This is a genomic window from Pseudomonas argentinensis (assembly GCF_001839655.2).
Lineage (GTDB): Bacteria > Pseudomonadota > Gammaproteobacteria > Pseudomonadales > Pseudomonadaceae > Aquipseudomonas > Aquipseudomonas argentinensis_B.
Genome location: NZ_CP056087.1, coordinates 1,617,418 through 1,641,780, shown reverse-complemented (window position 1 = coordinate 1,641,780; position 24,363 = coordinate 1,617,418). Strand labels below are relative to the sequence as shown.

General features: G+C 65.3%; 22 protein-coding genes and 1 other RNA gene. 4 read left to right on the top strand and 19 right to left on the bottom strand.

Going from position 1 to position 24,363, the window contains the following annotated elements; translation table 11 throughout:
- Positions 1-4: 4 nt before the first annotated feature.
- From SA190iCDA_RS07215 to rsmI, 15 genes are all read right to left on the bottom strand, one after another.
- On the bottom strand, positions 5-859 hold the full coding sequence (locus SA190iCDA_RS07215) for a cell division protein FtsQ/DivIB (RefSeq protein ID WP_070884232.1): 855 nt from the start codon (positions 857-859) through the stop codon (positions 5-7).
- Positions 860-861: 2 nt separating this feature from the next.
- Positions 862-1,812, bottom strand: a complete 951-nt coding sequence (locus SA190iCDA_RS07210; RefSeq protein ID WP_070884233.1) for a D-alanine--D-alanine ligase — start codon at positions 1,810-1,812, stop codon at positions 862-864.
- Positions 1,809-3,215, bottom strand: coding sequence for a UDP-N-acetylmuramate--L-alanine ligase (gene murC / locus SA190iCDA_RS07205; RefSeq protein WP_070884234.1), 1,407 nt, complete (start codon positions 3,213-3,215; stop codon positions 1,809-1,811). Before murC ends, SA190iCDA_RS07210 begins: the two co-directional genes overlap by 4 nt.
- 34 nt (positions 3,216-3,249) lie before the next feature.
- On the bottom strand, positions 3,250-4,320 hold the full coding sequence (murG, locus tag SA190iCDA_RS07200; protein ID WP_070884235.1) for an undecaprenyldiphospho-muramoylpentapeptide beta-N-acetylglucosaminyltransferase: 1,071 nt from the start codon (positions 4,318-4,320) through the stop codon (positions 3,250-3,252).
- Complete coding sequence (gene ftsW / locus SA190iCDA_RS07195; RefSeq protein WP_070884236.1) at positions 4,310-5,530, bottom strand: putative lipid II flippase FtsW; 1,221 nt, start codon at positions 5,528-5,530, stop codon at positions 4,310-4,312. Before ftsW ends, murG begins: the two co-directional genes overlap by 11 nt.
- Complete coding sequence (gene murD, locus SA190iCDA_RS07190) at positions 5,530-6,876, bottom strand: UDP-N-acetylmuramoyl-L-alanine--D-glutamate ligase (RefSeq protein ID WP_070884237.1); 1,347 nt, start codon at positions 6,874-6,876, stop codon at positions 5,530-5,532. Before murD ends, ftsW begins: the two co-directional genes overlap by 1 nt.
- Before the next feature lie 7 nt (positions 6,877-6,883).
- Positions 6,884-7,966, bottom strand: coding sequence for a phospho-N-acetylmuramoyl-pentapeptide-transferase (gene mraY / locus SA190iCDA_RS07185; protein WP_070884238.1), 1,083 nt, complete (start codon positions 7,964-7,966; stop codon positions 6,884-6,886).
- Positions 7,967-9,346: a UDP-N-acetylmuramoyl-tripeptide--D-alanyl-D-alanine ligase gene (locus tag SA190iCDA_RS07180; RefSeq protein WP_070884239.1), complete on the bottom strand. Its 1,380-nt coding sequence runs from the start codon at positions 9,344-9,346 to the stop codon at positions 7,967-7,969.
- Complete coding sequence (locus SA190iCDA_RS07175) at positions 9,339-10,802, bottom strand: UDP-N-acetylmuramoyl-L-alanyl-D-glutamate--2,6-diaminopimelate ligase (protein WP_070884240.1); 1,464 nt, start codon at positions 10,800-10,802, stop codon at positions 9,339-9,341. Before SA190iCDA_RS07175 ends, SA190iCDA_RS07180 begins: the two co-directional genes overlap by 8 nt.
- The gene (locus SA190iCDA_RS07170) at positions 10,802-12,541 is read right to left on the bottom strand and encodes a peptidoglycan D,D-transpeptidase FtsI family protein (RefSeq protein ID WP_236101246.1); all 1,740 of its coding nucleotides are present in this window, start codon (positions 12,539-12,541) and stop codon (positions 10,802-10,804) included. The genes SA190iCDA_RS07175 and SA190iCDA_RS07170 overlap by 1 nt, the downstream gene beginning before the upstream one ends.
- Positions 12,541-12,834, bottom strand: coding sequence for a cell division protein FtsL (gene ftsL, locus SA190iCDA_RS07165; protein ID WP_070884242.1), 294 nt, complete (start codon positions 12,832-12,834; stop codon positions 12,541-12,543). The genes SA190iCDA_RS07170 and ftsL overlap by 1 nt, the downstream gene beginning before the upstream one ends.
- A complete protein-coding gene (gene rsmH / locus SA190iCDA_RS07160) occupies positions 12,831-13,772 on the bottom strand; it encodes a 16S rRNA (cytosine(1402)-N(4))-methyltransferase RsmH (protein ID WP_139159436.1) in 942 nt (313 codons plus the stop codon). The genes ftsL and rsmH overlap by 4 nt, the downstream gene beginning before the upstream one ends.
- Before the next feature lie 2 nt (positions 13,773-13,774).
- Positions 13,775-14,230: a division/cell wall cluster transcriptional repressor MraZ gene (gene mraZ, locus SA190iCDA_RS07155; RefSeq protein ID WP_013792660.1), complete on the bottom strand. Its 456-nt coding sequence runs from the start codon at positions 14,228-14,230 to the stop codon at positions 13,775-13,777.
- A gap of 301 nt (positions 14,231-14,531) precedes the next feature.
- An RNA gene (gene rnpB / locus SA190iCDA_RS07150) (RNase P RNA component class A) lies at positions 14,532-14,881 on the bottom strand.
- 193 nt (positions 14,882-15,074) lie between these two features.
- Positions 15,075-15,941 (bottom strand): 16S rRNA (cytidine(1402)-2'-O)-methyltransferase, encoded by an 867-nt coding sequence (gene rsmI, locus SA190iCDA_RS07145; RefSeq protein WP_070884244.1) that lies wholly within the window; start codon positions 15,939-15,941, stop codon positions 15,075-15,077.
- A gap of 187 nt (positions 15,942-16,128) precedes the next feature.
- On the opposite strand from rsmI, the gene SA190iCDA_RS07140 reads away from it, so the two are divergent.
- The 4 genes from SA190iCDA_RS07140 to SA190iCDA_RS07125 all read left to right on the top strand — a co-directional run bounded on the left by SA190iCDA_RS07140 (position 16,129) and on the right by SA190iCDA_RS07125 (position 19,470).
- A complete protein-coding gene (locus SA190iCDA_RS07140) occupies positions 16,129-17,886 on the top strand; it encodes a penicillin-binding protein activator (RefSeq protein ID WP_070884245.1) in 1,758 nt (585 codons plus the stop codon).
- On the top strand, positions 17,879-18,244 hold the full coding sequence (locus SA190iCDA_RS07135; protein WP_236101077.1) for a YraN family protein: 366 nt from the start codon (positions 17,879-17,881) through the stop codon (positions 18,242-18,244). The genes SA190iCDA_RS07140 and SA190iCDA_RS07135 overlap by 8 nt, the downstream gene beginning before the upstream one ends.
- A gap of 102 nt (positions 18,245-18,346) precedes the next feature.
- A complete protein-coding gene (locus SA190iCDA_RS07130) occupies positions 18,347-18,940 on the top strand; it encodes a phosphoheptose isomerase (RefSeq protein ID WP_070884246.1) in 594 nt (197 codons plus the stop codon).
- Positions 18,937-19,470, top strand: coding sequence for a BON domain-containing protein (locus tag SA190iCDA_RS07125; RefSeq protein ID WP_070884247.1), 534 nt, complete (start codon positions 18,937-18,939; stop codon positions 19,468-19,470). Before SA190iCDA_RS07130 ends, SA190iCDA_RS07125 begins: the two co-directional genes overlap by 4 nt.
- An 84-nt stretch (positions 19,471-19,554) precedes the next feature.
- On the opposite strand, the gene SA190iCDA_RS07120 is transcribed toward SA190iCDA_RS07125, so the two are convergent.
- The 4 genes from SA190iCDA_RS07120 to truB all read right to left on the bottom strand — a co-directional run bounded on the left by SA190iCDA_RS07120 (position 19,555) and on the right by truB (position 24,362).
- The gene (locus tag SA190iCDA_RS07120; RefSeq protein ID WP_070884248.1) at positions 19,555-20,304 is read right to left on the bottom strand and encodes a carbon-nitrogen hydrolase family protein; all 750 of its coding nucleotides are present in this window, start codon (positions 20,302-20,304) and stop codon (positions 19,555-19,557) included.
- 153 nt (positions 20,305-20,457) lie between these two features.
- On the bottom strand, positions 20,458-22,563 hold the full coding sequence (pnp, locus tag SA190iCDA_RS07115; RefSeq protein WP_070884249.1) for a polyribonucleotide nucleotidyltransferase: 2,106 nt from the start codon (positions 22,561-22,563) through the stop codon (positions 20,458-20,460).
- 472 nt (positions 22,564-23,035) lie between these two features.
- Positions 23,036-23,305: a 30S ribosomal protein S15 gene (rpsO, locus tag SA190iCDA_RS07110; RefSeq protein ID WP_042554902.1), complete on the bottom strand. Its 270-nt coding sequence runs from the start codon at positions 23,303-23,305 to the stop codon at positions 23,036-23,038.
- A gap of 139 nt (positions 23,306-23,444) precedes the next feature.
- Positions 23,445-24,362, bottom strand: coding sequence for a tRNA pseudouridine(55) synthase TruB (gene truB / locus SA190iCDA_RS07105; RefSeq protein WP_070884250.1), 918 nt, complete (start codon positions 24,360-24,362; stop codon positions 23,445-23,447).
- Position 24,363 lies beyond the last annotated feature (1 nt).

The following is a 24,363-nucleotide window of genomic DNA, read 5'->3' as shown; positions in this document are numbered from 1 at the left end:
TGATTCACTGCACCGCAGCGGTATCGACCGCTACCGGTGCCGGCGGCTCGCGCCACGCGACGGCCAGGCCGTTGGCGTAGCGCAGATCGACCCGCGCGATATTGTCTTTCTGATCCTTCAGCGCCTTGCTGTAGATGGCACCGAAACGACGTATTTTTTCCACCAGATGGTCGCGCCCCAGCAGCACTTCGATTCCCTGCCCCGTGGTCAGGAACCAGCTACCACGCTCACGCAGCTCCAGGCGTGCCACGGTGAATCCCATTGGGCGCAGCATCTGGCTCAGCACCTGATACTGCTGCATCACTTGTTGCTGGGCCCGCTTCGGGCCGTCCAGTTGCGGCAAATTCTCGTAATGCGCCAGCTCCTTGGGCGCGAACGCCTGGCCCTGGTTGTTGAGCAGCGCCTCGTTGCCCCAGCGGGCGATCGGCAATTGCTCTTCCAGGCGCACCATCACCTGGTCGGGCCACACCCGGCGCACTTCGGCGTGGGCGATCCATGGCATCTGCTCCAGCTCGTGGCGCATACCGACAAGGTCGACACTGAAGAAGCTCGCACTGACAAAAGGTTCAATGCGTTGCTGTACCGATTGCTGGCTGATGTAGCTCAGGTCGCCTTCCACGCTGATCTTGGCGATCGGCCGGTCGGCGTAGGGCAGCAGCCGCAGCGACAGTTCATAGGCGGCGAAGCCCAGCACCAGCAGCATCACCGGCCAGCTCAGGCGCTTGAGCAGGCTGAAATTCGGCCGCGGCAAACGCACGCTGATCGGCTCCTTGGCCACCAGGCGGCTCGCGCCACGCGGCACGGCCTTGCCGCGTACCGGCGCGCCTGAACCTGGCTGATGACGAAGGACGGCGCCCATGCTTACCCCCGAGCCTCGACGCTGTCGGCGAGAATCGCCAACACCAGCTGCTGGAAATTCAGACCGGCCGCCTGCGCCGCCATCGGCACCAGGCTGTGGTCGGTCATGCCCGGGACGGTGTTCACCTCCAGCAGCCAGAAACGCCCGTCGGCATCCTGCATCACGTCGGCGCGTGCCCAGCCCTGGGTGCCCACGGCTTCGCAGGCACGGGCGGTGAGGGCCTTCAGCTCGGCCTCCTTGTCGGCGGACAGGCCACAGGGCACACGGTACTGGGTGTCATCGGCCAGGTACTTGGCGTCGTAGTCGTAGAAGCTGTGGGAGGTGCCCAGGGCGATCGGTGGCAGCACCTGGCCACGCAGCATGGCGATGGTGAATTCCGGACCATGGATCCATTGCTCGACCAGCACCTGGCTGTCGTAGCAGGCGGCGTCCTGCCAGGCGGCGATCAGCGCATCGACGTCGCCGACCTTGGCCATGCCGATGCTCGAGCCTTCATGGGCCGGCTTGACGATCAACGGGAAGCCCAGCTCGTCCGCGGCGCGGCGGCAATCGTCGACGCTGGCCAGCACCGCATGGCGCGGCGTCGACAGGCCCAGGCTCTGCCATACCTGCTTGGTGCGCAGCTTGTCCATGGCCAGGGCCGAGGCGAGGATGCCACTGCCGGTGTAGGGGATGCCGGCGCATTCGAGCAGGCCCTGCATGCTGCCGTCTTCACCGCCACGGCCGTGCAGCACGATAAAGGCGCGGTCGATCTTCTCGCCCGTAAGGCGGGCAAGGAAGTCATCGCCCACGTCGATGCCGAAGGCGTCCACGCCGGCGCTCTGCAGCGCGCTCAGCACGGCGTTGCCGGACTTGAGCGATACCTCGCGCTCGGCGCTCTTGCCACCGAACAGCACGGCGACGCGGCCGAATGCCGAGACCGGCAGTTGGGATTTCAGGGTGTCGGCACTCATTGGCGTTGACCTTGCGCGCTGAACAGCGGGCTCTGCAGCAGTTGTGGGGCTACGCCGCCGATGTCACCGGCGCCCTGGCACAGCAGGATGTCGCCAGCACGCAGCAGCGGCTTGATCAGCGGCGCCAGGTCGGCGCCGCGCTCGATATAGATGGGGTCCAGCTGGCCGCGCTGGCGAATGCTGTGGCACAGCTGGCGGCTGTCGGCACCGGGGATCGGCTCTTCGCCGGCCGGGTAGACCTCCATCAGCAGCAGCACGTTGGCGTCGGTCAGCACCTGCACGAAATCGTCGTACAGGTCGCGGGTACGGCTGTAGCGGTGCGGTTGGTACACCATCACCAGGCGCCGCTCCGGCCAGCCGCCACGCACGGCCTTGATCACCGCCGCGACTTCGCGCGGGTGATGGCCGTAATCGTCGACCAGCATCACCTCGCCGCCGTCGACCGGCAGTTGGCCATAAACCTGGAAGCGCCGACCGACACCCTGGAACTGCGACAGCCCCTGAACGATGGCGTCGTCGCTGATGCCTTCGTCGGTGGCGATGCAGATGGTCGCCAGGGCATTGAGCACATTGTGGTTGCCGGGCATGTTCACCGACACGTCGAGCGGCTCGCAGTCCGGGCGCAGCACGGTGAAGAAGGTCTGCATGCCCTGCTGGCGCACGTTGATGGCGCGCACGTCGGCGTCTTCGCTGAAGCCGTAGGTCACCGTCGGGCGGCCGACCTGGGAGAGGATCTCGCGTACCACCGGGTCGTCCACGCAGACCACGGCCAGGCCATAGAACGGCAGGTTATGGAGGAACTCGATGAAGGTCTTCTTCAGCTTGTTGAAGTCGCCCTCATAGGTGCTCATGTGGTCCATGTCGATGTTGGTCACCACCGACACCATGGGCTGCAGGTGCAGGAAGCTGGCATCGCTCTCGTCGGCTTCGGCGATCAGGTAGCGGCTGGAACCCAGCTGGGCGTTGGTGCCGGCGGCATTGAGGCGGCCGCCGATCACGAAGGTCGGGTCCAGGCCGCCGGCGGCGAACACCGAGGCCAGCAGGCTGGTGGTGGTGGTCTTGCCATGGGTGCCGGCCACGGCGATGCCATGGCGGTAGCGCATCAGCTCGGCGAGCATCTCGGCGCGCGGCACCACGGGAATGCGGCGCTCGAGCGCGGTGGCCACTTCCGGGTTGGAGGTGTTGATGGCGCTGGACACCACCAGCACGTCGGCGCTCTCGGCGTTCTCGGCGCGGTGGCCGATGAAGATCTGCGCGCCGAAATTCTCCAGGCGCTCGGTCACCGACGAGGTTTTCAGATCGGAGCCGGACACTTCGTAGCCCAGGTTGAGCAGGACTTCGGCGATGCCGCACATGCCGGCACCGCCGATACCGACGAAGTGGATACGGCGGATACGGCGCATGCGCCGCACTTCTGCCTTGACCGCTGCGGGAGACTTAGCCACGGGCCACCTCCAGGCAGACGTCGACGACGGTACGGGTAGCATCGGGCTTGGCCAGGCGACGTGCGGTGCTGGCCATTTGTTTGAGTCGTTCGGGGTGCATCAAGACCTCGGTCAGCTGCGCTGCCAGATCGGCAGCGTCAGTGGAGCGTTGTGGCAGAAGGACGGCGGCGCCGTCCTTCGCGAGATAGCTGGCATTGCGCGTCTGGTGGTCGTCGATCGCGTGGGGCAGCGGCACCAGGAAAGCCGGCAGGCCGGCGGCAGCCAGTTCGCTGACGGTCAGCGCGCCGGAGCGGCAGACCACCAGGTCGGCCCAGGCGTAGGCGCGGGCCATGTCGCTGATAAAGGGCGCGACCTGCGCTTCGACGCCCGCTGCCCTGTATCGTTCGCCGGTCACCTCGGCGTGCTGCTTGCCGGCCTGGTGGAAGACTTCCGGGCGCAACTCGGCGGAAACCCGCGCCAGCGCTTCCGGCAGCAGTTTGTTCAGCGGTTCGGCACCCAGGCTGCCACCCAGAATCAGCAGGCGTGGCCGACGACCGGTCAGCGCATCGCGGGGTGTTTCCAGGAACAGCTCCTCGCGCACCGGGTTGCCGGTGGTGCGGCGCTTGTCCGACGCGGCGAAGGTGTCGGGGAAAGCCTCGCAGACCCGGCTGGCGAATGCCACCAGGCTGCGATTGGCGGTACCGGCCACGGCATTCTGCTCGTGGATGATCAGCGGCACGCCGGCCAGCTTGGCCGCCAGGCCGCCCGGGCCGGTCACATAGCCGCCCATGCCGAGCACGCACACCGGCTGCAGCTCGCGCACCACCTTGCGGGCCTGGAACAGCGCCTTGATCAGCTGCAGGGGCGCCTTGAGCAGCGACAGCTTGCCCTTGCCGCGCAGGCCGCTGACGTGGATCAGGTGCAGTGGCAGGCCGGCGGCCGGGACCAGTTCGTTCTCGATGCCGCGCGGCGTGCCCAGCCAGTGCACGCGGTAGCCGCGTGCCTGGAATTCGCGGGCACAGGCCAGCGCCGGGAACACATGGCCGCCGGTGCCGCCCGCCATGATCAGCACGTTACCGGGCATGCTGCACCTCCCGCTCGGGCTCGGGGAAGTCGCTCTCGTCGAACTCGACGTCTTCGCTGCCCAGGCCATTGCGCGCTTCCCACTCGATGCGCAGCAGCAGTGCCAGGCTGACGCAGCAGATGACCAGGGAACTGCCGCCATAACTCAGGAACGGCAGGGTCAGGCCTTTGGTCGGCAGCAGGCCGATGTTCACGCCAATGTTGATCAAAAACTGGCCGATCCACAGGAAGCTCAGGCCGAAGGCCACGTAGGCGGAGAAATACTGCTTGGCTTTTTCTGCCCAAAGACCGATGTACAGGGCGCGCACGCAGACGAACACGAACAGGCCGACGGTGACCAGTGCGCCGACCAGGCCCAGTTCCTCGGCCAGTACAGAGAACACGAAGTCGGTGTGCGCTTCGGGCAGGTAGAACTGCTTCTGGATGCTGTTGCCCAGGCCGACGCCCAGCCACTCGCCACGCCCGAAGGCGATCAGTGCCTGGGTCAGCTGGTAGCCGGAGCCATATTGATCGGCCCAGGGATCGGTAAAGGTGATCAGGCGCTGCAGGCGGTATTCCTGGGTCTGTACCAGCACGAACACCGCACCGACCGCCAGGGCCACCATCAGCAGGAAACGGAACAGGCCGACGCCGCCCAGGAACAGCATGGCCATCGCCGATCCCATCATCACCACGGTCGCGCCGAAGTCGGGCTCGAGCAGCAACAGGAAGGCCATGGGCAGCAACACCACGAAGGGCTTGAAGAAGCCTGCCCAGCTTTCGCGCACCTCTTCCTGGCGCCGCACCAGGTAGCCGGCGAGATAGAGCACCACGAAGACCTTGGCGATCTCCGAGGGCTGGATGTTGAATGCACCGAAACCGATCCAGCGCTTGGCACCGTTGACCTCGCGGCCGATGCCGGGCAGCAGTACCAATATCAGCAGGACCACGGCCACCAGCAGCAGCAGCCAGCTGTGACGCTGCCAGGTGGCCAGCGGAACCATCAGCACCACCCCGGCAGCGCCCAGGCCGATGGCCAGGTAAATCAGGTGGCGGATCATGTAGTACAGCGGGCTGCCGGTGTTCACCGCCGCCACCTCGGTGGACGCCGAGGAAATCATCACCAGGCCGAGGCCGAGCAGCGCCAGGCAGCCGGCGAGCATCGGGAAGTCCATGTCCAGGCCACGACGGCTGAACAGCGGAGACGGATAAGGGCGCAGGAAGGACAGCATCAGACGAGCGCCTCCACGGCCTGGGCGAACAGACGCCCGCGCTCTTCGAAATTCTTGAACATGTCCAGGCTCGCGCAGGCCGGCGACAGCAGCACCGCGTCGCCGCCTTGGGCCAGGCGTGCAGCCTGCTCGACGGCGGCCTGCAGGCTGTCGACGCGCAGGATGTCCACGGCGCCGTCCAGTACCGCGGCCAGCTTGTCGGCGTCGCGGCCGAGCAGCACCACGGCGCGGCAGTGGGCCGCCACCGGCTTGCGCAGGCTGGAGAAGTCGGCGCCCTTGCCGTCGCCACCGGCGATCAGCACCAGCTTGCCGGCGATATCGGCGCCCAGGCCTTCGATGGCCGCCAGGGCCGCCCCGACGTTGGTGGCCTTGGAGTCGTCGTAGTAGCTCACGCCCGCGCGCTCGCCAACCCATTGGCAGCGGTGCGCCAGGCCGGTGAAGGCCTTGAGGGTGTCGAGCATGGCGGCCATCGGCAGGCCCACGGCGTGACCGAGCGCCAGCGCCGCCAGGGCATTGGACTGGTTATGGGCGCCGCGCACCTTCAGCTCCCGTACCGGCAGCAGCGCGTCGAACTGATAGGCCAGGTATTTCTCGCCGTTCTCCTCGAGCAGGCCGAAACGCTTGAAGTCCGGCTTGCCGAGGCCAAAGCTCCAGCATGGCACCTGGTCGGCGATCATCGGCCGCGACAGCGGATCGTCACGGTTGACCACCACCTGGCGGGCGCCACGGAAGATGCGGTGCTTGGCCAGGTGGTAGGCCGGCAGATCGGCGTAGCGATCCATGTGGTCTTCACTGACGTTCAGGCAGGTGGCCACTTCGGCGTTGAGCAGCTCGGTGGTTTCCAGCTGGAAGCTGGACAACTCGATGACGTAAAGCTCGACGTCATCGGCCAGCAGATCCAGCGCCGGCGTGCCGAGGTTGCCACCCACGGCGACCTTGCGCCCGGAGGCAGCGGCCATCTCGCCGACCAGGGTGGTCACGGTGCTCTTGGCGTTGGAGCCGGTGATGGCGATGATCGGCGCCTTCGCTGCGCGAGCGAACAGGTCGATGTCACCGGACAGCTTGGCGCCACGCCTGGCCGCTTCCTGCAGCGCCGGGGTGGCCACGGCCAGACCGGGGCTGATCAGCAGTTCGCTGGCGCGGCTGAGGAACTCCACGTCCAGCTCGCCACAACGCACTTCGACCTGCGGGAACTGTTCACGCAAGGTGCTCAGCTCCGGCGGATTGGCACGGGTATCGACCACGGCAAAGCGCACGCCCTGGCGCGCGAGGTAGCGCACCAGGGACATGCCGCTCTTGCCGAGGCCGACAACGATGCGGAATTGGTCGGAAGCGATCAGGCTCATCTTGTCCTCAACGCAATTTCAAGGTAGCGAGGCCGATCAACACCAGAATGACGGTGATGATCCAGAAACGAACGATGACCCGTGGTTCGGGCCAACCCTTCAACTCGAAATGGTGGTGAATCGGTGCCATGCGGAACACCCGCTTGCCGGTCAGCTTGAAGCTGGCGACCTGGATGATCACCGACAGGGTTTCCATCACGAACACGCCGCCCATGATGAACAGCACGATTTCCTGACGCACGATCACGGCGATGGTGCCCAGCGCGGCGCCCAGCGCCAGCGCGCCGACGTCGCCCATGAACACCTGCGCCGGGTAGGTGTTGAACCACAGAAAGCCCAGGCCGGCGCCGATCAATGCGCCGCAGAACACGATCAGCTCGCCAGCGCCCGGCACATAGGGAATCAGCAGGTACTCGGAGAAATTAACGTTGCCCGACAGGTAGCAGAAGATGCCCAGGGCGCCGCCGACCATCACCGTGGGCAGGATCGCCAGGCCGTCGAGGCCGTCGGTGAGGTTCACCGCGTTGCTGGAGCCGACGATGACGAAATAGGTCAGCACCACGAAGCCGATGCCCAGCGGAATGCTCACGTCCTTGAGCAGCGGCACGATCAGGGTGGTTTCGATCGGCGTCTGCGCAGTCATATAAAGGAAGGTCGCCGCGCCGATGCCGAACACCGACTGCCAGAAGTACTTCCAGCGGCTCGGCAGGCCGCGCGAGTTCTTCTCGATCACCTTGCGGTAGTCGTCGACCCAACCGATGGCGCCGAACAGCAGGGTGACGATCAGCACCACCCACACGTAGCGATTGCTCAGGTCGGCCCACAGCAGGGTGCTGACGGCGATGGCCGAGAGAATCAGCGCGCCGCCCATGGTCGGCGTGCCCTTCTTGGACAGGTGCGATTGCGGGCCGTCGTTGCGCACCGCCTGGCCGATCTGGCGGATCTGCAGGGTACGAATCATCCAGGGGCCGAGGAACAGCGCTAGCGCCAGCGCCGTCAGCACGCCGAGAATCCCGCGCAGGGTAAGGTACTGAAAGACCGCGAAGCCCTTGTGGAACTGTTGCAGATACTCTGCCAGCAGCAGCAGCATTTAGTGACTCTCCCCACTGTCGCCACACAGCGCGGCGACGACGTTTTCCATCGCGGCGCTGCGTGAACCTTTAATTAGAATGGTGCTGTCGCCGGGCTCGGCGCGTACCGCGTCGATCAGCGCGGCCTGATCGGCGAAATGCCGGCCTCCGGCGCCAAAGGCCTGCACGGCGTGTTTCATCTGCGGGCCGACCGCATAGAGCACATCGGCCTTGCCGACTGCGTAGGCGCCGACGTCGCGGTGACCCTGCTCCGACCAGGCGCCCAGCTCGCCGATATCGCCCAGCACCAGTACCTTGCGACCGGAGAAACCGGCGAGGATGTCGATGGCCGCGCAGATCGAAGCGGGGTTGGCGTTATAGGTGTCGTCGATGACCCGGGCGCCGTTGCGCGCCAGTTGCGCCACGGCCCGGCCCTTGACCGGCAGCAGGCTTTCCAGGCCGTTCTTGATGGCCACCAGCGGTACCGCCAGGGCATGGGCAGCCGCAGCGGCGGCCAGTGCATTGGCCACGTTGTGCTCACCGAGCAGATTCAGCTGCACGCGAGCCTGGCCCTCGTGGCAGAACAAGGTGAATGCCGGGCAACCACGGGGATCGCGGCTCAGCTCGAGGGCATGGAAATCGGCGCGGCTGTCACGCAGGGCGAAGCTCAGTATGCGGCGACCGGCGGCACGCTCGACCCAGCGCTCGAAGGCCAGGTCGTCACGGTTGAGCACGGCAATGCCGGCCTCGCCCAGGCCTTCGAGGATCTCGCCCTTGGCCAGCACGATGTTCTCGGGGCCACCGAACTCACCCACATGGGCATTGCCGGCATTGGTAATGATGGCCACCTGCGGTTTGGTCAGGCCGACGGTGTAGGCGATCTCGCCGATACCCGAGGCGCCCAGTTCGATGACCGCGCCGGTATGCTCCGGGCCCAGCTCCAGCAGGGTCAGCGGTACGCCCAGCTGGTTGTTCAGGTTGCCGCGGGTCGCCAGCACCGCGCCGCCGTCCTGGGCACAGGCCGCGCGCAGGATGGCGGCGAGCATTTCCTTGACGGTGGTCTTGCCGCTGGAGCCGGTCACGGCGGCCAGCAGGCCACCGTAGGCCTGGCGATTGAGTGCGCCCAACTGGCCGAGGGCCAGGGTGGTATCGGCCACCACCAGCTGCGGCAGGTCGACGTCCGCGACCTCGCGCGCCACCAGCGCCGCGACGGCACCCTTGGCGGCGACCTGGGCCAGGTAGTCGTGCCCATCGAAACGCGGGCCGCTCAGGGCGACGAACAGTTGGCCCGGCACGATGCTGCGGCTGTCGGTGCTGACGGCCGCAAAGGCGCAGTCGTCGCCTACCAGGCGGGCGCTCAGGGCGCCGGCCACTTCGCTCAACCGTAACGCCTTAAGCATGTGCCGCCTCCCATGCGGCCAGTGCACGACCGGCCTCCTGCAGATCGGAAAACGGCTGACGCACGCCGTCAATTTCCTGGTAATCCTCATGGCCCTTGCCGGCCAGTACGACCACGTCGCCCACCTGGGCTTCGCCAATCAGCTGGGCGATCGCGGTGCCGCGGCCGTGCAGGAAGCGCACCTGCCCGGCGTTGCCGAAACCCGCACGAATGTCGTCGAAGATCTGCGCGGGCGACTCGCTGCGTGGGTTGTCGTCGGTGACCAGGGCGGCGTCGGCGAGGCGCTCGACCACTTCGGCCATCAGCGGACGCTTGCCGCGATCACGGTCGCCCCCGCAGCCGAACAGGCACAGCAGGCGCCCCGTGACGTGGGGGCGCAGTGCACCCAGCACCTGCTCCAGCGCGTCCGGGGTGTGGGCGTAGTCGACCACCACCAGCGGGGCCTGCTGGCCGCCCAGGCGCTGCATGCGGCCGATCGGCCCCTGCAGACGCGGCAGCACCTTGAGAATTTCGTCCAGCGGGTAATCCATGGCCACCAGCGCACCCACCACGGCCAGCAGGTTGCTGAGGTTGAAGCGCCCCAGCAGCGCGCTGCGCAGGCTGCCCTCGCCACGTGGGGTGACCAGCGTGGCGCGCACGCCCTGGTCATCGAAATGGATATCGCGGCAGAACAGATAGGCGCTCGAATCCTGCAGGCTGTAGCCGATCAGCCGCGACTCGCGCTCCTGGGCAGCCAGTTCGCGGCCCATGGCGTCGTCCAGGTTGATCACCCGGCCACGCAGGCTCGGCCAGGCGAACAGTGCAGCCTTGGCTGCCTGATAGGCCTCCATCGAACCGTGGTAATCGAGGTGATCGCGCGACAGGTTGGTGAACACCGCCACGTCGAAATCCAGCGCGGCAACCCGGCCCTGGTGCAGGCCATGGGAGGACACCTCCATGGCGATCGCCCGTGCGCCGTTCTTCTTCAGCCCGGCCAGGGTCGCCTGCACGCCGATCGGATCCGGCGTGGTGTGCAGACCCTGGGCCAGCGCACCGTAGAAGCCGTTGCCAAGGGTACCGACGATGCCGCACGGCTCGCCGAGCAGGTCCAGGGCCTGGGCCAGCAGCTGGCTGACGCTGGTCTTGCCGTTGGTGCCGGTGATGCCAACCATGTGCAGGCCACGACTCGGCTCGCCGTAAAAGCGCCCGGCGATGGCCGAGAGCTGCCCTGCCAGCCCCTTGATGGCGACCAGTTCGGCGCTTTCGGCGCTCATCGGCAGCGAGCCGTCGACTTCATAGGCAACCGCGGCGGCGCCACGGGAAATCGCATCGGCGATATGCACGCGGCCGTCCTGGCGAGTGCCGGGCACGGCAAGGAACAGGTCACCGGGACGCACCTGGCGGCTGTCGAGAGTCAGTTCACGGATCAGCACGCCGCTGCTCGCCTGGGGCAACAACTGGTTCAATGGCATGGGCATCAGCCGCGCCCTCCATCGTCAGTCGTCGCAACTGGCGCATCGACTTGCGCCGCGGTGGTCTCGGGCAGGTTGTCCGGGGTGATGTTCATCAGGCGCAGGCCGCCGGCCATCACACGGCTGAACACGGGAGCCGATACCAGGCCGCCGTAGTAGCCGCTCTTGCTCGGCTCGTCGATGACCACGGCCACCGCGATACGCGGGTTGCTGGCCGGCGCGAAACCGGCGAACAGCGAGCGATAGGCATTGGCCTGGTAGCCCTTGGTACCGGAAGCGGTCTTGCGCGCCGTGCCGCTCTTGCCGGCCACGTGGTAACCCGGCACCTGGGCGCGGAACACGCCACCCGGCGCCTCGGTCACCTGCTGCAGCATGCCCTGCAGGGTATGGGCGACGTCTTCGGGAATCACCTGCACGCTGTCGCGCACGCGGTCGGTACGGGTCAGCGACATCGGCACGCTGCGCCCGTTGTTGCCGAGCACCGCATAGGCATGGGCCAGCTGCACGGCGGTTACCGACAGGCCATAGCCGTAGGAAAGGGTGGCGGTTTCCGCCTTGCGCCACTCACGGTGGTTGGGCAGGTTGCCGACGCGCTCACCGGGAAAACTCAGGCCGGTGTCCTGGCCCAGACCGACCTGCTGCATCACGTCATAGATAGCCGCACCGCCGATATCGAAGGCGACCTTGCTCATGCCCACGTTACTGGACTTGATCAGAATGCCGGTCAGGTCGAGCACGCCATCCGGCGCGCGGGACACGTCCTTGATGGTGTAGCGGCCGATCTGCAGCGTACCGCCCTGCACGTCGACCTTGTCGGTGGGTTTCCAGCGCCCGGTTTCCAGGGCGGCACTCATGGAGAACGGCTTCATGGTCGACCCCGGCTCGAACACGTCGATCATGGCGCGGTTGCGCATGGCCGCCGGCTGCAGGTTGCGACGGTTGTTCGGGTTGTAGGTCGGCTGATTGACCATGGCGAGGATCTCGCCGGTCTTCACGTCGAGCATCACCAGGCTGCCGGCCTTGGCACCGAACTCGACCAGGGCGTTGCGCAGCTCACGGTGCGCCAGGTACTGCAGGCGCAGGTCGATGGACAGCGCCAGCGCCTTGCCGGCCTTGGCGTTCTGGGTGACCTGCACATCACGGATCAGACGACCGCGACGATCCTTGAGCACCTGACGCTTGCCAGGAACGCCGGCCAGCCAGTCCTCGAACGCCAGCTCGACGCCCTCGCGACCACGGTCGTCGATGTCGGTGAAGCCGACCATATGGGCGGTCACTTCGCCAGCCGGATAGAAACGACGAAACTCCTCGATGGAGTACACTCCCGGCACCTTGAGATCGAGCACCCGCTGCCCCTGCTCGGGGGTCAGGCCGCGCACCAGGTACATGAACTCGCGCTCGGCATTGGCCTGCAGGCGCTGGGCGAAGGCATTGGGCTCCTGGCCGAGGGCAGCCGCCAGCACCGGCCATTGCGCCTTGCCGGCCTGCAGCTCCTTGCCGTTGGCCCACAGGGTGGTGACCGGCGTACTGACGGCCAGCGGCTCGCCGTTACGATCGGTGATCAACCCGCGGTGCGCCGGGATCGGGATATGCCGCACGCTGCGCGCGTCGCCATGGGCCTTGAGGAAGTCATGGTCGAACACATGCAACTCGAAGATACGCGCCGCGATGGCCGCCACCATCAGCGCCAGCAGTAGCATGACCAGGCGGAAGCGCCATGGGTACAGAGCCCCCTCGAGCTTCATCATGGCGCCACCATGCGCACTTCGGCGGCGTCAGGGATGCGCATCTTCAGCTGTTCGCTGGCCAGGGTCTCGATCCGATTGTGGGCCGTCCAGGTGCTCTGCTCGAGAATCAACCGCCCCCACTCGGCCTGCGCCTTGTCACGCACGCTGAGCTCGCCGTACAGGCTGTTGAGCAGCTGGCGATTCCAGTGCGCGCTATAGGACACCGCCAGCGCGGAACCGAGCACGGCGACGAACAGCACCAGCATCAGCAGGCTGCCCTTGGGGAAACGCTTGATGCTCAAGCCGCTCATCGCAGTTTCTCCGCGACGCGCATGACCGCGCTGCGCGAGCGTGGGTTGGCCTTGAGCTCGGCCTCGGAGGCGAACTGCGGCTTGCCGATCAGTTTCAGGCGCGGCTCGAAGGCCTTTGGAATGATGGGCAGGTCACGGGGCAGCTTGTCCATCTCGCCCTTGGCGTGCTTGCGCATGAACTGCTTGACGATGCGGTCTTCCAGGGAATGGAAGCTGATCACCACCAGACGACCGCCTACTTCGAGGTTTTCCAGCGCGGCGTCGAGGCCGCGCTGCAGGTCGCCCAGCTCATTGTTGACGTGAATGCGCAGGCCCTGGAACGCGCGGGTCGCCGGGTTCTTGCCTTTCTCCCAGGCGGGATTGGCCACGGTCAGCACCTGCGCCAGGTCGGCGGTGCGCTCGAACGGCTGCTCCTGGCGGCGGGCCACCACGGCGCGCGCCATGCGCTTGGCGAAACGCTCTTCACCGTATTCCTTGAATACCCGGGCGATCTCGTCTTCATCGGCGCTGGCAATGAACTGCGCAGCGCTGACGCCCCGCGAGGGATCCATGCGCATGTCCAGCGGGCCGTCATGGAGAAAGCTGAAGCCGCGCTCGGCGTCATCGAGCTGCGGCGAGGACACGCCCAGATCCAGCAGAATGCCGCTGACCTGACCGGCAAGGCCGCGGACAGCGAGCTCATCACCAAGTTCCGCAAAGCTGCGCTGCACAACGACAAAGCGGCCGTCTTCGGCCGCCAGCGTATTTCCTGTCGCGATTGCGAGAGGGTCCTTGTCGAACCCCAGCAAGCGACCGCCTGGACCGATCCTCTCCAGGATCAGCCGGCTATGTCCTCCCCGCCCGAACGTGCCGTCCACATAGCAGCCGTCGGCGCGCAGCGAGAGCGCCGCAACGGCTTCCTCGAGCAACACGGTGATATGGCGGAAGGTAGCGGTCATGTTCACAGAATCAGGTCACGAAGGTCATCGGAAAGAGCACCCGGTTGTTTGATGGCGGCCAGATCGGCATCGGCCACGGCATTCCAGGAATCCTCGTCCCACAGTTGAAATTTATTGAGCTGCCCCACCAACATCGCGCGCTTGTCCAGCTTGGCGTACTCGCGCAGACGCGGTGGAACCAGGAAACGACCACTGCCATCCAGCTCGAGATCGACGGCATTACCAATCAGCAGACGTTGCAGGCGGCGGTTCTCTTCACGGAAGGAGGCCAGCTCGCGCAGCTTGTTCTCGATGATTTCCCACTCCGGCAAGGGGTAGACACAAAGGCAGGGATCGATGGCATCGATGGTGACGATGAGCTGGCCAGCCGAACGCGAAACGAGCTCGTCCCGATACCGACTTGGCATCGCGAGCCGCCCCTTGGCGTCAAGACTTATGGCGTTAGCTCCGCGAAACACGATCGCGTTTCCCCTTTATTCAGCCATCCGCATCCAAAAAAACCCACTTCATGCCACTTTTTACCACCGGAGCACACTATAGGAACGCGCATACCCCACCGTCAAGGCGGGTCAGAACGGAAAATTCCTTATAGAACGGAGATTTAGCGAATAAATGAGATGTGGGACGAGCGCCCAAAGCGGGAAAGATGGCTAAAAAACAACCACATACAGGAACCTACCCAACGAACTTAAAGTAGTTTGTTAAGAGTAAGATTTTTTCGGTATTAGAAATGCGGGGATGAAGCGAAAGCAGAAGGAGGTGGAGAGTCGATCTATAAGCCGGGTTCTGTCGAGGACAGCCATTCCTCTACGACGTACATCACTGCACGTCTTTAGCAACCTACCCGGTTCCAGCGCGGGCCACGCCAATGGAACCCTATTTGGTCTTGCTCCGAGTGGGGTTTGCCTAGCCACGGACTGTTACCAGCCGTGCGGTGCGCTCTTACCGCACCTTTTCACCCTTACCGGCGCCGAAGCGCTTAGGCGGTTGTTTTCTGTGGCACTTTCCGTAGGCTCGCGCCTCCCAGGCGTTACCTGGCACTCTGCCCTATGGAGCCCGGACTTTCCTCCCCCTTCCAGATGGAAGGCAGCGACTGTCCGATCGACTCTCCGCTGACAAGGGTAACAAAGAGGCAGGCGGCAAGCTACAAGCTTCAAGCCAGAACAAAAGCGCCAAAGTGTCTGTGGACGCGAATTCATTCGCGATCATCTGAACCCCGGCGGCGCCCCTTGGATAAATTCGCCCCGCCGATCGTGCGCCCACCTCCGTTTTTTCTTGTGGCTAGCAGCTTATGGCGTCCACTCACCTCTGGCGCTCCAGGGCAGCCTGATAGAGCAGGTTCTTGCGCACCCCGGTGATCTGCGCCGCCAGTGCTGCCGCACGCTTGAGGGGCATTTCGGCAAGCAGCAGATCGAGCACGCGCAGCGCCTCGACACTCACCGCCGCTTCATCGTCGGGCGCCTGCCAACCCGCCACCAGCACCACGCATTCGCCGCGCTGCTGATTGGCATCGCCCGCCACCCACTCGCACAACTGCTCGAGCGGCATACCCTGCAGGGTTTCGAAGGTCTTGGTCAGCTCCCGGGCCAGCAGCGCCTGGCGCTCGCCACCGAATACCTCGCGCATGTCCTGCAGGCACTCGAGGATACGATGGGGCGCTTCATAGAAGATCAGCGTGCGCGGCTCCTCGCGAACCCGCTCGAGACGCGCCCGCCGCCCCACGGACTTGGCCGGCAGAAAGCCTTCGAAGACGAAGCGATCGGACGGCAGGCCGGCAGCCGACAGGGCGGCAATCAACGCACAGGCGCCGGGCACCGGCACCACGCGAATCCCGGCGGCTCGCGCCTGGCGCACCAGGTGGTAGCCGGGATCGGAGATCAGCGGCGTGCCCGCATCGGAAATCAGCGCTACATCGTCACCCGCCAGCAAGCGCTCGATGAAGCGATTGCCCTCGTCACGCTCGTTGTGCTCGTGGCAGGCTGCCAGCGGCGTACCGATGCCGAAGTGCTGCATCAGCCGCGCCGAGTGCCGGGTGTCTTCGGCAGCGATCAGCGCCACATCACCAAGCACCTTCAATGCCCGGGCACTGAGGTCGTCGAGATTGCCAATGGGCGTCGCCACCACGAACAGGGTGCCCGTGGCGGATCGGGGTGCGTCATTAGCGATCACGGCAATGCCTCTTCTAATAGCTGGAAAGCCGCCATTGTAACGCGAGCGAACCGCCAAGGCGGAAACCCGTCGCCGGCACGGGAGCAGCTGCGACCTCTGCGTACCGGTTAACACCTTCATCGTCGCGCCAAGGCGGTGCCTTGGGTACAATCCCGTGCTCATTTGCTCAAGAACCGGAATCGCTTACATGATTGCCTGCCTGCGTCCGCTCTCTGCACTCTGCCTAGCCGGCCTGCTCGTTGCCTGCAGCAGCTCGCCTTCCTCGAACCTCGGCGAACTGCCCCGCACGCCCCAGGCCAGCGTGGAGCAGATGCTCCAGCAAGCCGGCACCAGCCAGAGCGAAGACGCCCAGTTGCTGCGCCTCTCGGCCGCCGACCTGGCCGCCAAGCAGGGCAACGCGCAACGCGCCGAGAGCATTCTCGGGCAGGTCGACCTGCAACTGCTCAAGCCGGCGCAGCAGATCTACGCCAGCACCCTCAAGGCCGAACTGGCCCTGGCGCGTAACGATGCCAAGGCCGCCCTCGGCGCCCTGGCCCACCCCAGCCTCGACCGCCTCGGCGAACTGCCGGTCGAGCAACAGACGCGCACCCAGCTGGCCCGCGCCAACGCCCTGGAGAAGGACGGCCAGGTGCTCGCCGCCGCCCGCGAGCGCGTGTTTATAGCCCCGCTGCTGAGTGGCGACGAGGCGCAGCGCAATCAGGACCACATCTGGAGCCTGGTCAGCAACCTGCCGGCCGAGCCGGCCCCGACCGCCGACGACGCCGACCTGGCTGGCTGGCTGTCCCTGGCCCGGGTGGCGAAAACCGTCGGCACGCTCAAGCAGCAGCAGGACGCCATCGACAACTGGCTGGCCCAGCACCCCAACCATCCGGCGGCCAAGCAATTGCCCAAGGCCCTTGCCGACCTGCGCGCGCTGTCCAGCAAGCCGCTGGAGAAGATCGCCCTGCTGCTGCCCCAGGAAGGCCAGCTGGCCTCGGTATCGCGCGCCCTGCGCGATGGCTTCCTGGCGGCCCATTACCAGGCCCAGCAGGCCGGCGAGAAACCACCGCAGATCCAGCTGTACGACAGCGCCCGCCTGACTTCCCTGGACGACTTCTATCGCCAGGCCCAGGCCGATGGCGTGGAGCTGGTGATCGGCCCACTGGAAAAGAACCTGGTCACCCAGCTGGGTAACCGCGACCAGCTGCCGATCACCACTCTGGCCCTGAACTATGCCGAGCCGGGCGCCAAGAACCCGGCCCAGCTGTTCCAGTTCGGCCTGGCCGCCGAGGACGAGGCCCGCGAAGTCGCTCGCCGCGCCTGGGCCGATGGCATGCGCAACGCCGTCGCCCTGGTACCCAAGGGCGACTGGGGCAATCGCGTACTGGACGCCTTCCGTCAGAGCTGGCAAGCCGCCGGCGGCACCTTCCTCGGTGCCGAGCAGATCGACCAGCCGGTGGACATGGCCAGCCAGGTCGCCCGCCTGCTGCAGGTCAACGGCACCTCGCGCCGCCAGGACGTGGACTTCATCTTCCTCGCCGCCACGCCGCAACAGGCTCAGCAGATCAAGCCGACCCTGGCCTACCAGTACGCCGGCGACGTTCCGGTGTACGCCACCTCGCACCTGTTCAGCGGCAGCATGAGCGCGGCCCAGTACCGCGACCTGGACGGTATCCGCTTCTGCGAAACGCCGTGGTTGCTGGATGCCAACGACCCACTGCGCCAACAGGTCAACAGCCAGTGGCCACAGGCCGGCGGCAGCCTGGGCCGCCTGTACGCCATGGGCGTGGATGCCTTCCGCCTGGCGCCGCGCCTCGACCAGCTCAAGACCCTGCCCGACAGCCGCGTCGAAGGCCTGTCCGGCAACCTGAGCCTGAACGCCGCGCAGCGCGTCGAGCGCCGGCTGCCCTGGGCGCAGTTCAGCAATGGCCAGGTCCAGCGCCTGCCCGAAAGCAACATTGAGTGACGATCCGCGCCATGTCAGCGGGCGAGCGGCCGAAGCCCTCGCCTGCGAGCATCTGCAGAGCCATGGCCTGCGCCTGATCTGCCAGAACTGGCGCGGTCAGCGTGGCGAACTCGATCTGGTCATGCTCGATGGCGATACAGTAGTATTCGCCGAAGTGCGCTACCGCAAGCACAGTGCCTGGGGTGGTGCGGTCGAGAGCGTCGACAGGCGCAAGCGTGACAAGCTGATCGCCACGGCCATGCAATTTCTGCAACAGGAGAAGCGCTGGGCCAAACATCCCTGCCGTTTCGATGTCATAGCCGTAGGCCATGGCAGACCCGCATCACTGGAATGGATCAGAAACGCTTTCGACAGTTGAAGCCCAGGCTCGCTGCGATACGCTGGTCCACCGCCGTTTCCAACGACAGCGCCGCGCGCCCCACGGGCCGAGGCCTCGTTATAGTCAAGGTCAAAGCTCTACATGGATATGCAAGCCCGTATTCGCCAGCTGTTTCAAGGCAGCATCGAAACCAAGCACCACGCCATGGAGGTTCTGCCTCCGTTCATCGAGCACGCCAGCCAGGTGATGGTCCAGGCCCTGCTCAGCGAAGGCAAGATCCTCTCCTGCGGCAACGGTGGCTCGGCAGGTGACGCGCAGCACTTCTCCTCGGAGCTGCTCAACCGCTTCGAGCGCGAGCGCCCCAGCCTGCCGGCGATCGCCCTGACCACCGACAGCTCGACGATCACCTCGATCGCCAACGACTACAGCTACAACGAAGTCTTTTCCAAGCAGATTCGCGCCCTGGGCCAACCGGGCGACGTGCTGCTGGCCATTTCCACCAGCGGCAACTCCGCCAACGTGATCCAGGCTATCCAGGCTGCCCACGACCGGGAAATGACCGTGGTCGCCCTGACCGGTCGCGACGGCGGAGGCATGGCCTCGCTGCTGTTGCCCGAAGACGTCGAGATTCGCGTGCCGTCAAAGGTCACGGCGCGCATCCAGGAAGTCCATCTACTGGCCATCCACTGCTTGTGTGACCTTATCGACAGTCAACTGTTTGGGAGTGAAGAATGACCCGTTCACCACTGATCTTCGCCGTCCTGGCATTGAGCCTGATCCTGGGCGGCTGCGGCAGCCGCAGCATCGGCAACAAGATCGACGACCAGTTCGTCGGCCCGGATGTCGCCAATGCCATCACCCGCGCCCACGCCGACCTCGCCAGCCCCACCTCGCGCATCGTGGTGACCAGCTACAACGGCGTGATCCTGATCGCCGGACAGACGCCCCGCGCTGACCTGAAAGCCACCGCCGAACAGGCTGCCCGTCGCGTTCAGGGCGTGCGCAAGGTGCATAACGAGTTGCAGGTGCAGCAGCCCACCTCGCTACTGGCACGCAGCAACGATTCGCTGCTGACCACCAAGATCAAGACCCAGATGCTCGCCGACAGCGGCGTGCCGGGCAGCCGCATCAAGGTGATCACCGAGAACGGTATCGTCTACCTGCTCGGCGTGGTCAGCCGCCAGGAAGCCAATGCGGCGAGCAATGTGGTGCAGAGCACCTCGGGCGTGCAGAAGATCGTCAAGCTGTTCCAGTACACCGACTGATCACGGTTTGGCTCGACGAAGAAACGCCAGCCAGGCAGCGCCTGACTGGCGTTTTTTTTGCTACGCAGCGAACGGCCGCTTGCCTTACCCCAACACGACCTCTCGCCCGCACCATTCCTGCGGCTGCCCGGTAATGACCAGCAGACGGTTGCCCGCACCGCCCGCCTGGGCCACGCAATGCCCCTGCTCATCCCAGAAGGCACTGCGCCCTGCTGCTGCCCAGCCTCCCGTGGGGCCGCCGTGATTGGCCATCAGCACCGCCATGCCATGGCGCTGCGCATGGCCCAGCAGCAAGGCACTGTCATGGCCATAACCAGCTTCGCCGATCAGCACACTGGCGGCGTACACCCGAGCGCCACCCGCCGCAGCCCGCGCCGGGTGCTCGGCGTGACTGAAATCGGCGCACACCGACAGGGCCACCAGCTGATCTCCGATAGGCAGCAATTCGCCTCCCTGGCCCGGGGAGAAGAAGCGCTCCTCACCGCCATGCAGGTACTGTTTGGTGTAGAAGGCCAGCGCGCCATCGGCCTGCAGGATGCAGGCGGCGATTTGCGGCTTGTCGCGGCCCGGCACGCGTAGCGGCACACCGACCACCGTGGTCATCCCCGCCTCCCTGGCGAGACGCCGCAAGGGGTCGAACAGGGCACTCTCGGGCGTCTGCGCCAGATCAAGGGCCAGGGTGGGCTCATAGCCGGTCAGCGACAGCTCGGGAAAGACCAGCAGCGTGGCACCCGACTCGGCGGCGTGCTGCATGAAAACCCTATGGGTGGCCAGGTTGGCCTCGAGGTCACCAGCGCGAACCGCACACTGGGCGGCGACCAGAACGGATGCCATGGGTTTCTCCGGCAAAAGCGTCACCTTAACCCGGCCGCCGGGTGAGGCACCAGAACGCCGAGCGCGGTTGGCCATGCCGAATGGCAGGCAATAAAAAAGCCAGTCAGGTCACCCTGACTGGCTTTCGTGTAGCCGCGGCGGCTTCAGCCCGGATCAGACACCCGAAGCCTTGGCAGCGGCGACGTCCTTGATGGACAGCTTGATACGGCCGCGGTTGTCCACGTCCAGCACCAGTACTTCCACTTCCTGGCCTTCCTTGAGGATGTCGGTGACCTTCTCCACGCGTGCATCGCTGAGCATGGAGATGTGTACCAGACCATCCTTGCCCGGCAGGATGTTGACGAAGGCGCCGAAGTCGACGATGCGCTCGACCTTGCCGACGTAGATCTTGCCGATCTCGGCCTCGGCGGTGATCGCCAGTACGCGCTGCTTGGCGGCGTCGGCGGCTTCCTTGGTTTCGCCGAAGATCTTGATCGAGCCGTCGTCTTCGATGTCGATCGAGGCCTTGGTTTCTTCGCAGATGGCGCGGATGGTGGCGCCGCCCTTGCCGATGACGTCACGGATCTTGTCCTGGTCGATCTTCATCGCCAGCATGGTCGGAGCGTTGGCCGACAGCTCGCTGCGCGACTGGGCGATCACCTGGTTCATCTGGCCGAGAATGTTCAGACGCGCTTCCAGGGCCTGGTTCAGGGCGATTTCCATGATCTCTTCGGTGATGCCCTGGATCTTGATGTCCATCTGCAGCGCGGTGACGCCATTGGCGGTACCGGCTACCTTGAAGTCCATATCGCCCAGGTGGTCTTCGTCACCGAGGATGTCGGTCAGCACGGCGAACTTCTCGCCTTCCTTGACCAGACCCATGGCGATACCGGCAACCGGCGCCTTCATCGGCACGCCGGCGTCCATCAGGGCCAGGGAAGCACCGCAAACGGAAGCCATGGAGGACGAACCGTTGGACTCGGTGATCTCCGAGACGATGCGGATGGTGTACGGGAACTCGTCGGCGCTCGGCAGCATGGCGGCAACGCCACGACGGGCCAGGCGGCCGTGGCCGATTTCACGACGACCGGTGGCGCCCATGCGACCACACTCGCCCACCGAGTACGGCGGGAAGTTGTAGTGCAGCATGAAGGGGTCTTTCTTCTCGCCTTCGAGGGTGTCGAGCAGCTGCGCATCGCGGGCGGTACCGAGGGTGGCCACGACCAGCGCCTGGGTTTCGCCACGGGTGAACAGGGCCGAGCCGTGGGTCTTGTCCAGCACACCGACTTCGATGTTCAGGCCACGTACGGTACGGGTATCACGACCATCGATACGCGGCTTGCCGTTGACGATGTTCTCGCGCACGGTGCGGTATTCGATTTCGCCGAAGGCGTCTTTGACCTCACCGGCGCTCGGCTGACCTTCCTCACCAGAGAACCTGGCAACCACCTGGTCGCGCAGCTCGCCCAGGCGCGCGTAGCGGTCCTGCTTGATGATGATGGTGTAGGCGTCGGAAATCGCGGCACCGAACTCGGCGCGGATGGCGTCCAGCAGGCTGGTGTTGGCGGCAGCGGCCTGCCAGTCCCAACGCGGCTTGCCGGCTTCGGCGGCCAGTTCGGTAACGGCCTGGATGACGGCCTGGAATTCGTCATGGGCGAACAGCACGGCGCCCAGCATCTGGTCTTCGGTCAGTTCCTTGGCTTCGGATTCGACCATCAGTACGGCGTCTTTGGTACCGGCCACGACCATGTCCAGGCTCGACGCCTTGAGCTGCTCGTAGTTCGGGTTCAGCAGGTAGCCGGTCTCGGGGTGGTAGGCAACGCGCGCAGCGCCGATGGGGCCGTCGAACGGGATGCCGGAGATGGCCAGGGCAGCGGAGGTACCGATCATCGCGGCGATGTCCGGATCGGTCTTCTTGCTGGTGGAGACCACGGTGCAGATAACCTGCACTTCGTTCTGGAAGCCTTCCGGGAACAGCGGGCGGATCGGACGGTCGATCAGGCGCGAGGTCAGGGTTTCCTTCTCGCTCGGGCGCGCTTCACGCTTGAAGAAGCCGCCAGGAATCTTGCCGGCTGCGTAGGTCTTTTCCTGGTAGTGCACGGACAGCGGGAAGAAGCCCTTGCTCGGGTCGGCGGACTTGGCGCCCACCACGGTGACCAGCACGGTGACGTCGTTGTCGACGGTGACCAGCACGGCGCCGGAAGCCTGACGGGCAATACGGCCAGTCTCGAGGGTGACGGTCGACTGACCGAATTGAAATTTCTTGATTACCGGGTTCACGGTGTTTTCCTTCTCTCTGTTGCCTTTGGGGGAAACGGTTCTTGCGAATTGGTGGGCAATCGCTGCGGGAGTCGGCCCGGCGCTGTCCAGAGGTGAAGCATCAAAGGGCTTCGGTGCTGCAAAAAACGGGTAGAGCGTAGGGTGTGTTCACGTTTCAGCACAAGCCGCGTTGCTGCGCAAAATCTCGCCAAGCGAGGCGGAGGGCGCCGGGAATGGTATTCCCTTGCCAAGCCCGCCAACGACGCATGGCGAGATTTTTCCGCGCAACCCTCAGGGCCGGGCCAGTTTTGCCGCGATGCTGCGTTTCTCGTCGGCTCATTTGGCCAGCCAAACTTCGCGACTCATGCCTTACCTCGCGGCAAAACTGGCTCCGGCGCGGCAGTGCTGAAACGTGAATACACCCTAAAAGCAAAAGCTGGAAGCGGGGCGAGCCCACTTCCAGCTTTTGCAGTCAACGACGACTAAGCATTGCTTAGCGACGCAGACCCAGGCGACCGATCAGGGCGCTGTAACGGCTGGTGTCCTTACCCTTCAGGTAGTCCAGCAGCTTGCGGCGCTGGTTGACCATGCGGATCAGGCCACGACGCGAGTGGTGGTCTTTGCCGTTGGCCTTGAAGTGGCCTTGCAGCTTGTTGATGTTGGCGGACAGCAGAGCAACCTGGACTTCCGGGCTACCGGTATCGCCTTCGGCTTGCTTGTAGTCGTTAACGATCTGGGCTTTTTCTTCAACGCTGAGTGCCATGTGGGCATCCTCTCATCTGGAGACAGTCGCAAGGACAGTCTCAATAGGCCGGGAATCGCTTCCCGTGTTTTAAAAGGAGGTATGACCGTGCCTATTGACAGCCACCCTCGTTACGAGCCGCCGAAACGGCTCGCCACGGTCACGCGGACCGAATCAGACGACGCGGCGCAATGCGCCCGTCTTCGCTCACTTCACCGATACCGATGAAGCGAGCATTGTGATCTTGCACCCGGACCATGCCGAACTTCGGCGCGTCCGCGGCGCGAACCGGCTGCCCTTGCAGCCAGTAGAACGCACTGTGCTCGGTGAAGCTCAGCAGCGGCCAATGTTTCAGCCCGCTGTCCACGGGAAGCAGGAAGCGATCGATCGCCTCGTTGCCACCCTCTTCGTGGGCCTGCAGCAATTCATCCAGGCTGACACTCTGCGCCAGGTCGAACGGGCCGGCCTTGGTACGGCGCAGCTCGGCGACATGGGCGCCGCAGCCCAGCAGGTGACCGATATCCTCGACCAGCGTGCGGATATAGGTGCCTTTGCTGCAGTCCACCGCCAGGCTCGCCCGGTCGGCAGCGCAGGACAGCAACTCCAGGCGCGCAATAGTAACAGAACGCGCCTCGCGCTCCACTACTTCTCCGGCACGGGCAAGCTTGTACAACGGCTGGCCGTCGCGCTTGAGCGCCGAATACATCGGCGGCACCTGGCTGATGTCACCGCGAAAACGCGGCAGCAGCGCCTCGATGTCCGCAGCGTCGACATCCACCTCGCGGCGCTCGATCACCTCACCCTCGGCATCGGCCGTGGTGGTGGTGACGCCCAGCTGCATGACCGTCTCGTAGCCCTTGTCGGCATCGAGCAGGTACTGGGAGAACTTGGTCGCCTCGCCGAAGCACAGCGGCAGCACGCCGGTGGCCAGCGGATCGAGGCTGCCGGTGTGCCCGGCCTTCTCGGCATTGAGCAGCCAGCGCACCTTCTGCAAGGCCGCGTTGGAGCTGAAGCCCTTGGGCTTGTCGAGCAGGATGATGCCGTCGACCTTGCGACGAATACGCTTTACCTGGGCCACG

Bases quoted from the DNA above. Each gene is read 5' to 3' on its own strand.
- SA190iCDA_RS07125 (WP_070884247.1), top strand. From the start codon at position 18,937: ATGACCCGTTCACCACTGATCTTCGCCGTCCTGGCATTGAGCCTGATC.
- SA190iCDA_RS07120 (WP_070884248.1), bottom strand. From the start codon at position 20,304: ATGGCATCCGTTCTGGTCGCCGCCCAGTGTGCGGTTCGCGCTGGTGAC.
- murD (WP_070884237.1), bottom strand. From the start codon at position 6,876: ATGAGCCTGATCGCTTCCGACCAATTCCGCATCGTTGTCGGCCTCGGC.
- SA190iCDA_RS07215 (WP_070884232.1), bottom strand. From the start codon at position 859: ATGGGCGCCGTCCTTCGTCATCAGCCAGGTTCAGGCGCGCCGGTACGC.
- SA190iCDA_RS07170 (WP_236101246.1), bottom strand. From the start codon at position 12,541: ATGAAGCTCGAGGGGGCTCTGTACCCATGGCGCTTCCGCCTGGTCATG.
- rsmH (WP_139159436.1), bottom strand. From the start codon at position 13,772: ATGACCGCTACCTTCCGCCATATCACCGTGTTGCTCGAGGAAGCCGTT.
- SA190iCDA_RS07175 (WP_070884240.1), bottom strand. From the start codon at position 10,802: ATGCCCATGCCATTGAACCAGTTGTTGCCCCAGGCGAGCAGCGGCGTG.
- murC (WP_070884234.1), bottom strand. From the start codon at position 3,215: ATGCGCCGTATCCGCCGTATCCACTTCGTCGGTATCGGCGGTGCCGGC.
- ftsW (WP_070884236.1), bottom strand. From the start codon at position 5,530: ATGCTGTCCTTCCTGCGCCCTTATCCGTCTCCGCTGTTCAGCCGTCGT.
- murG (WP_070884235.1), bottom strand. From the start codon at position 4,320: ATGCCCGGTAACGTGCTGATCATGGCGGGCGGCACCGGCGGCCATGTG.
- ftsL (WP_070884242.1), bottom strand. From the start codon at position 12,834: ATGAGCGGCTTGAGCATCAAGCGTTTCCCCAAGGGCAGCCTGCTGATG.
- rpsO (WP_042554902.1), bottom strand. From the start codon at position 23,305: ATGGCACTCAGCGTTGAAGAAAAAGCCCAGATCGTTAACGACTACAAG.
- SA190iCDA_RS07140 (WP_070884245.1), top strand. From the start codon at position 16,129: ATGATTGCCTGCCTGCGTCCGCTCTCTGCACTCTGCCTAGCCGGCCTG.
- SA190iCDA_RS07130 (WP_070884246.1), top strand. From the start codon at position 18,347: ATGGATATGCAAGCCCGTATTCGCCAGCTGTTTCAAGGCAGCATCGAA.
- SA190iCDA_RS07180 (WP_070884239.1), bottom strand. From the start codon at position 9,346: ATGCTTAAGGCGTTACGGTTGAGCGAAGTGGCCGGCGCCCTGAGCGCC.
- mraY (WP_070884238.1), bottom strand. From the start codon at position 7,966: ATGCTGCTGCTGCTGGCAGAGTATCTGCAACAGTTCCACAAGGGCTTC.
- SA190iCDA_RS07210 (WP_070884233.1), bottom strand. From the start codon at position 1,812: ATGAGTGCCGACACCCTGAAATCCCAACTGCCGGTCTCGGCATTCGGC.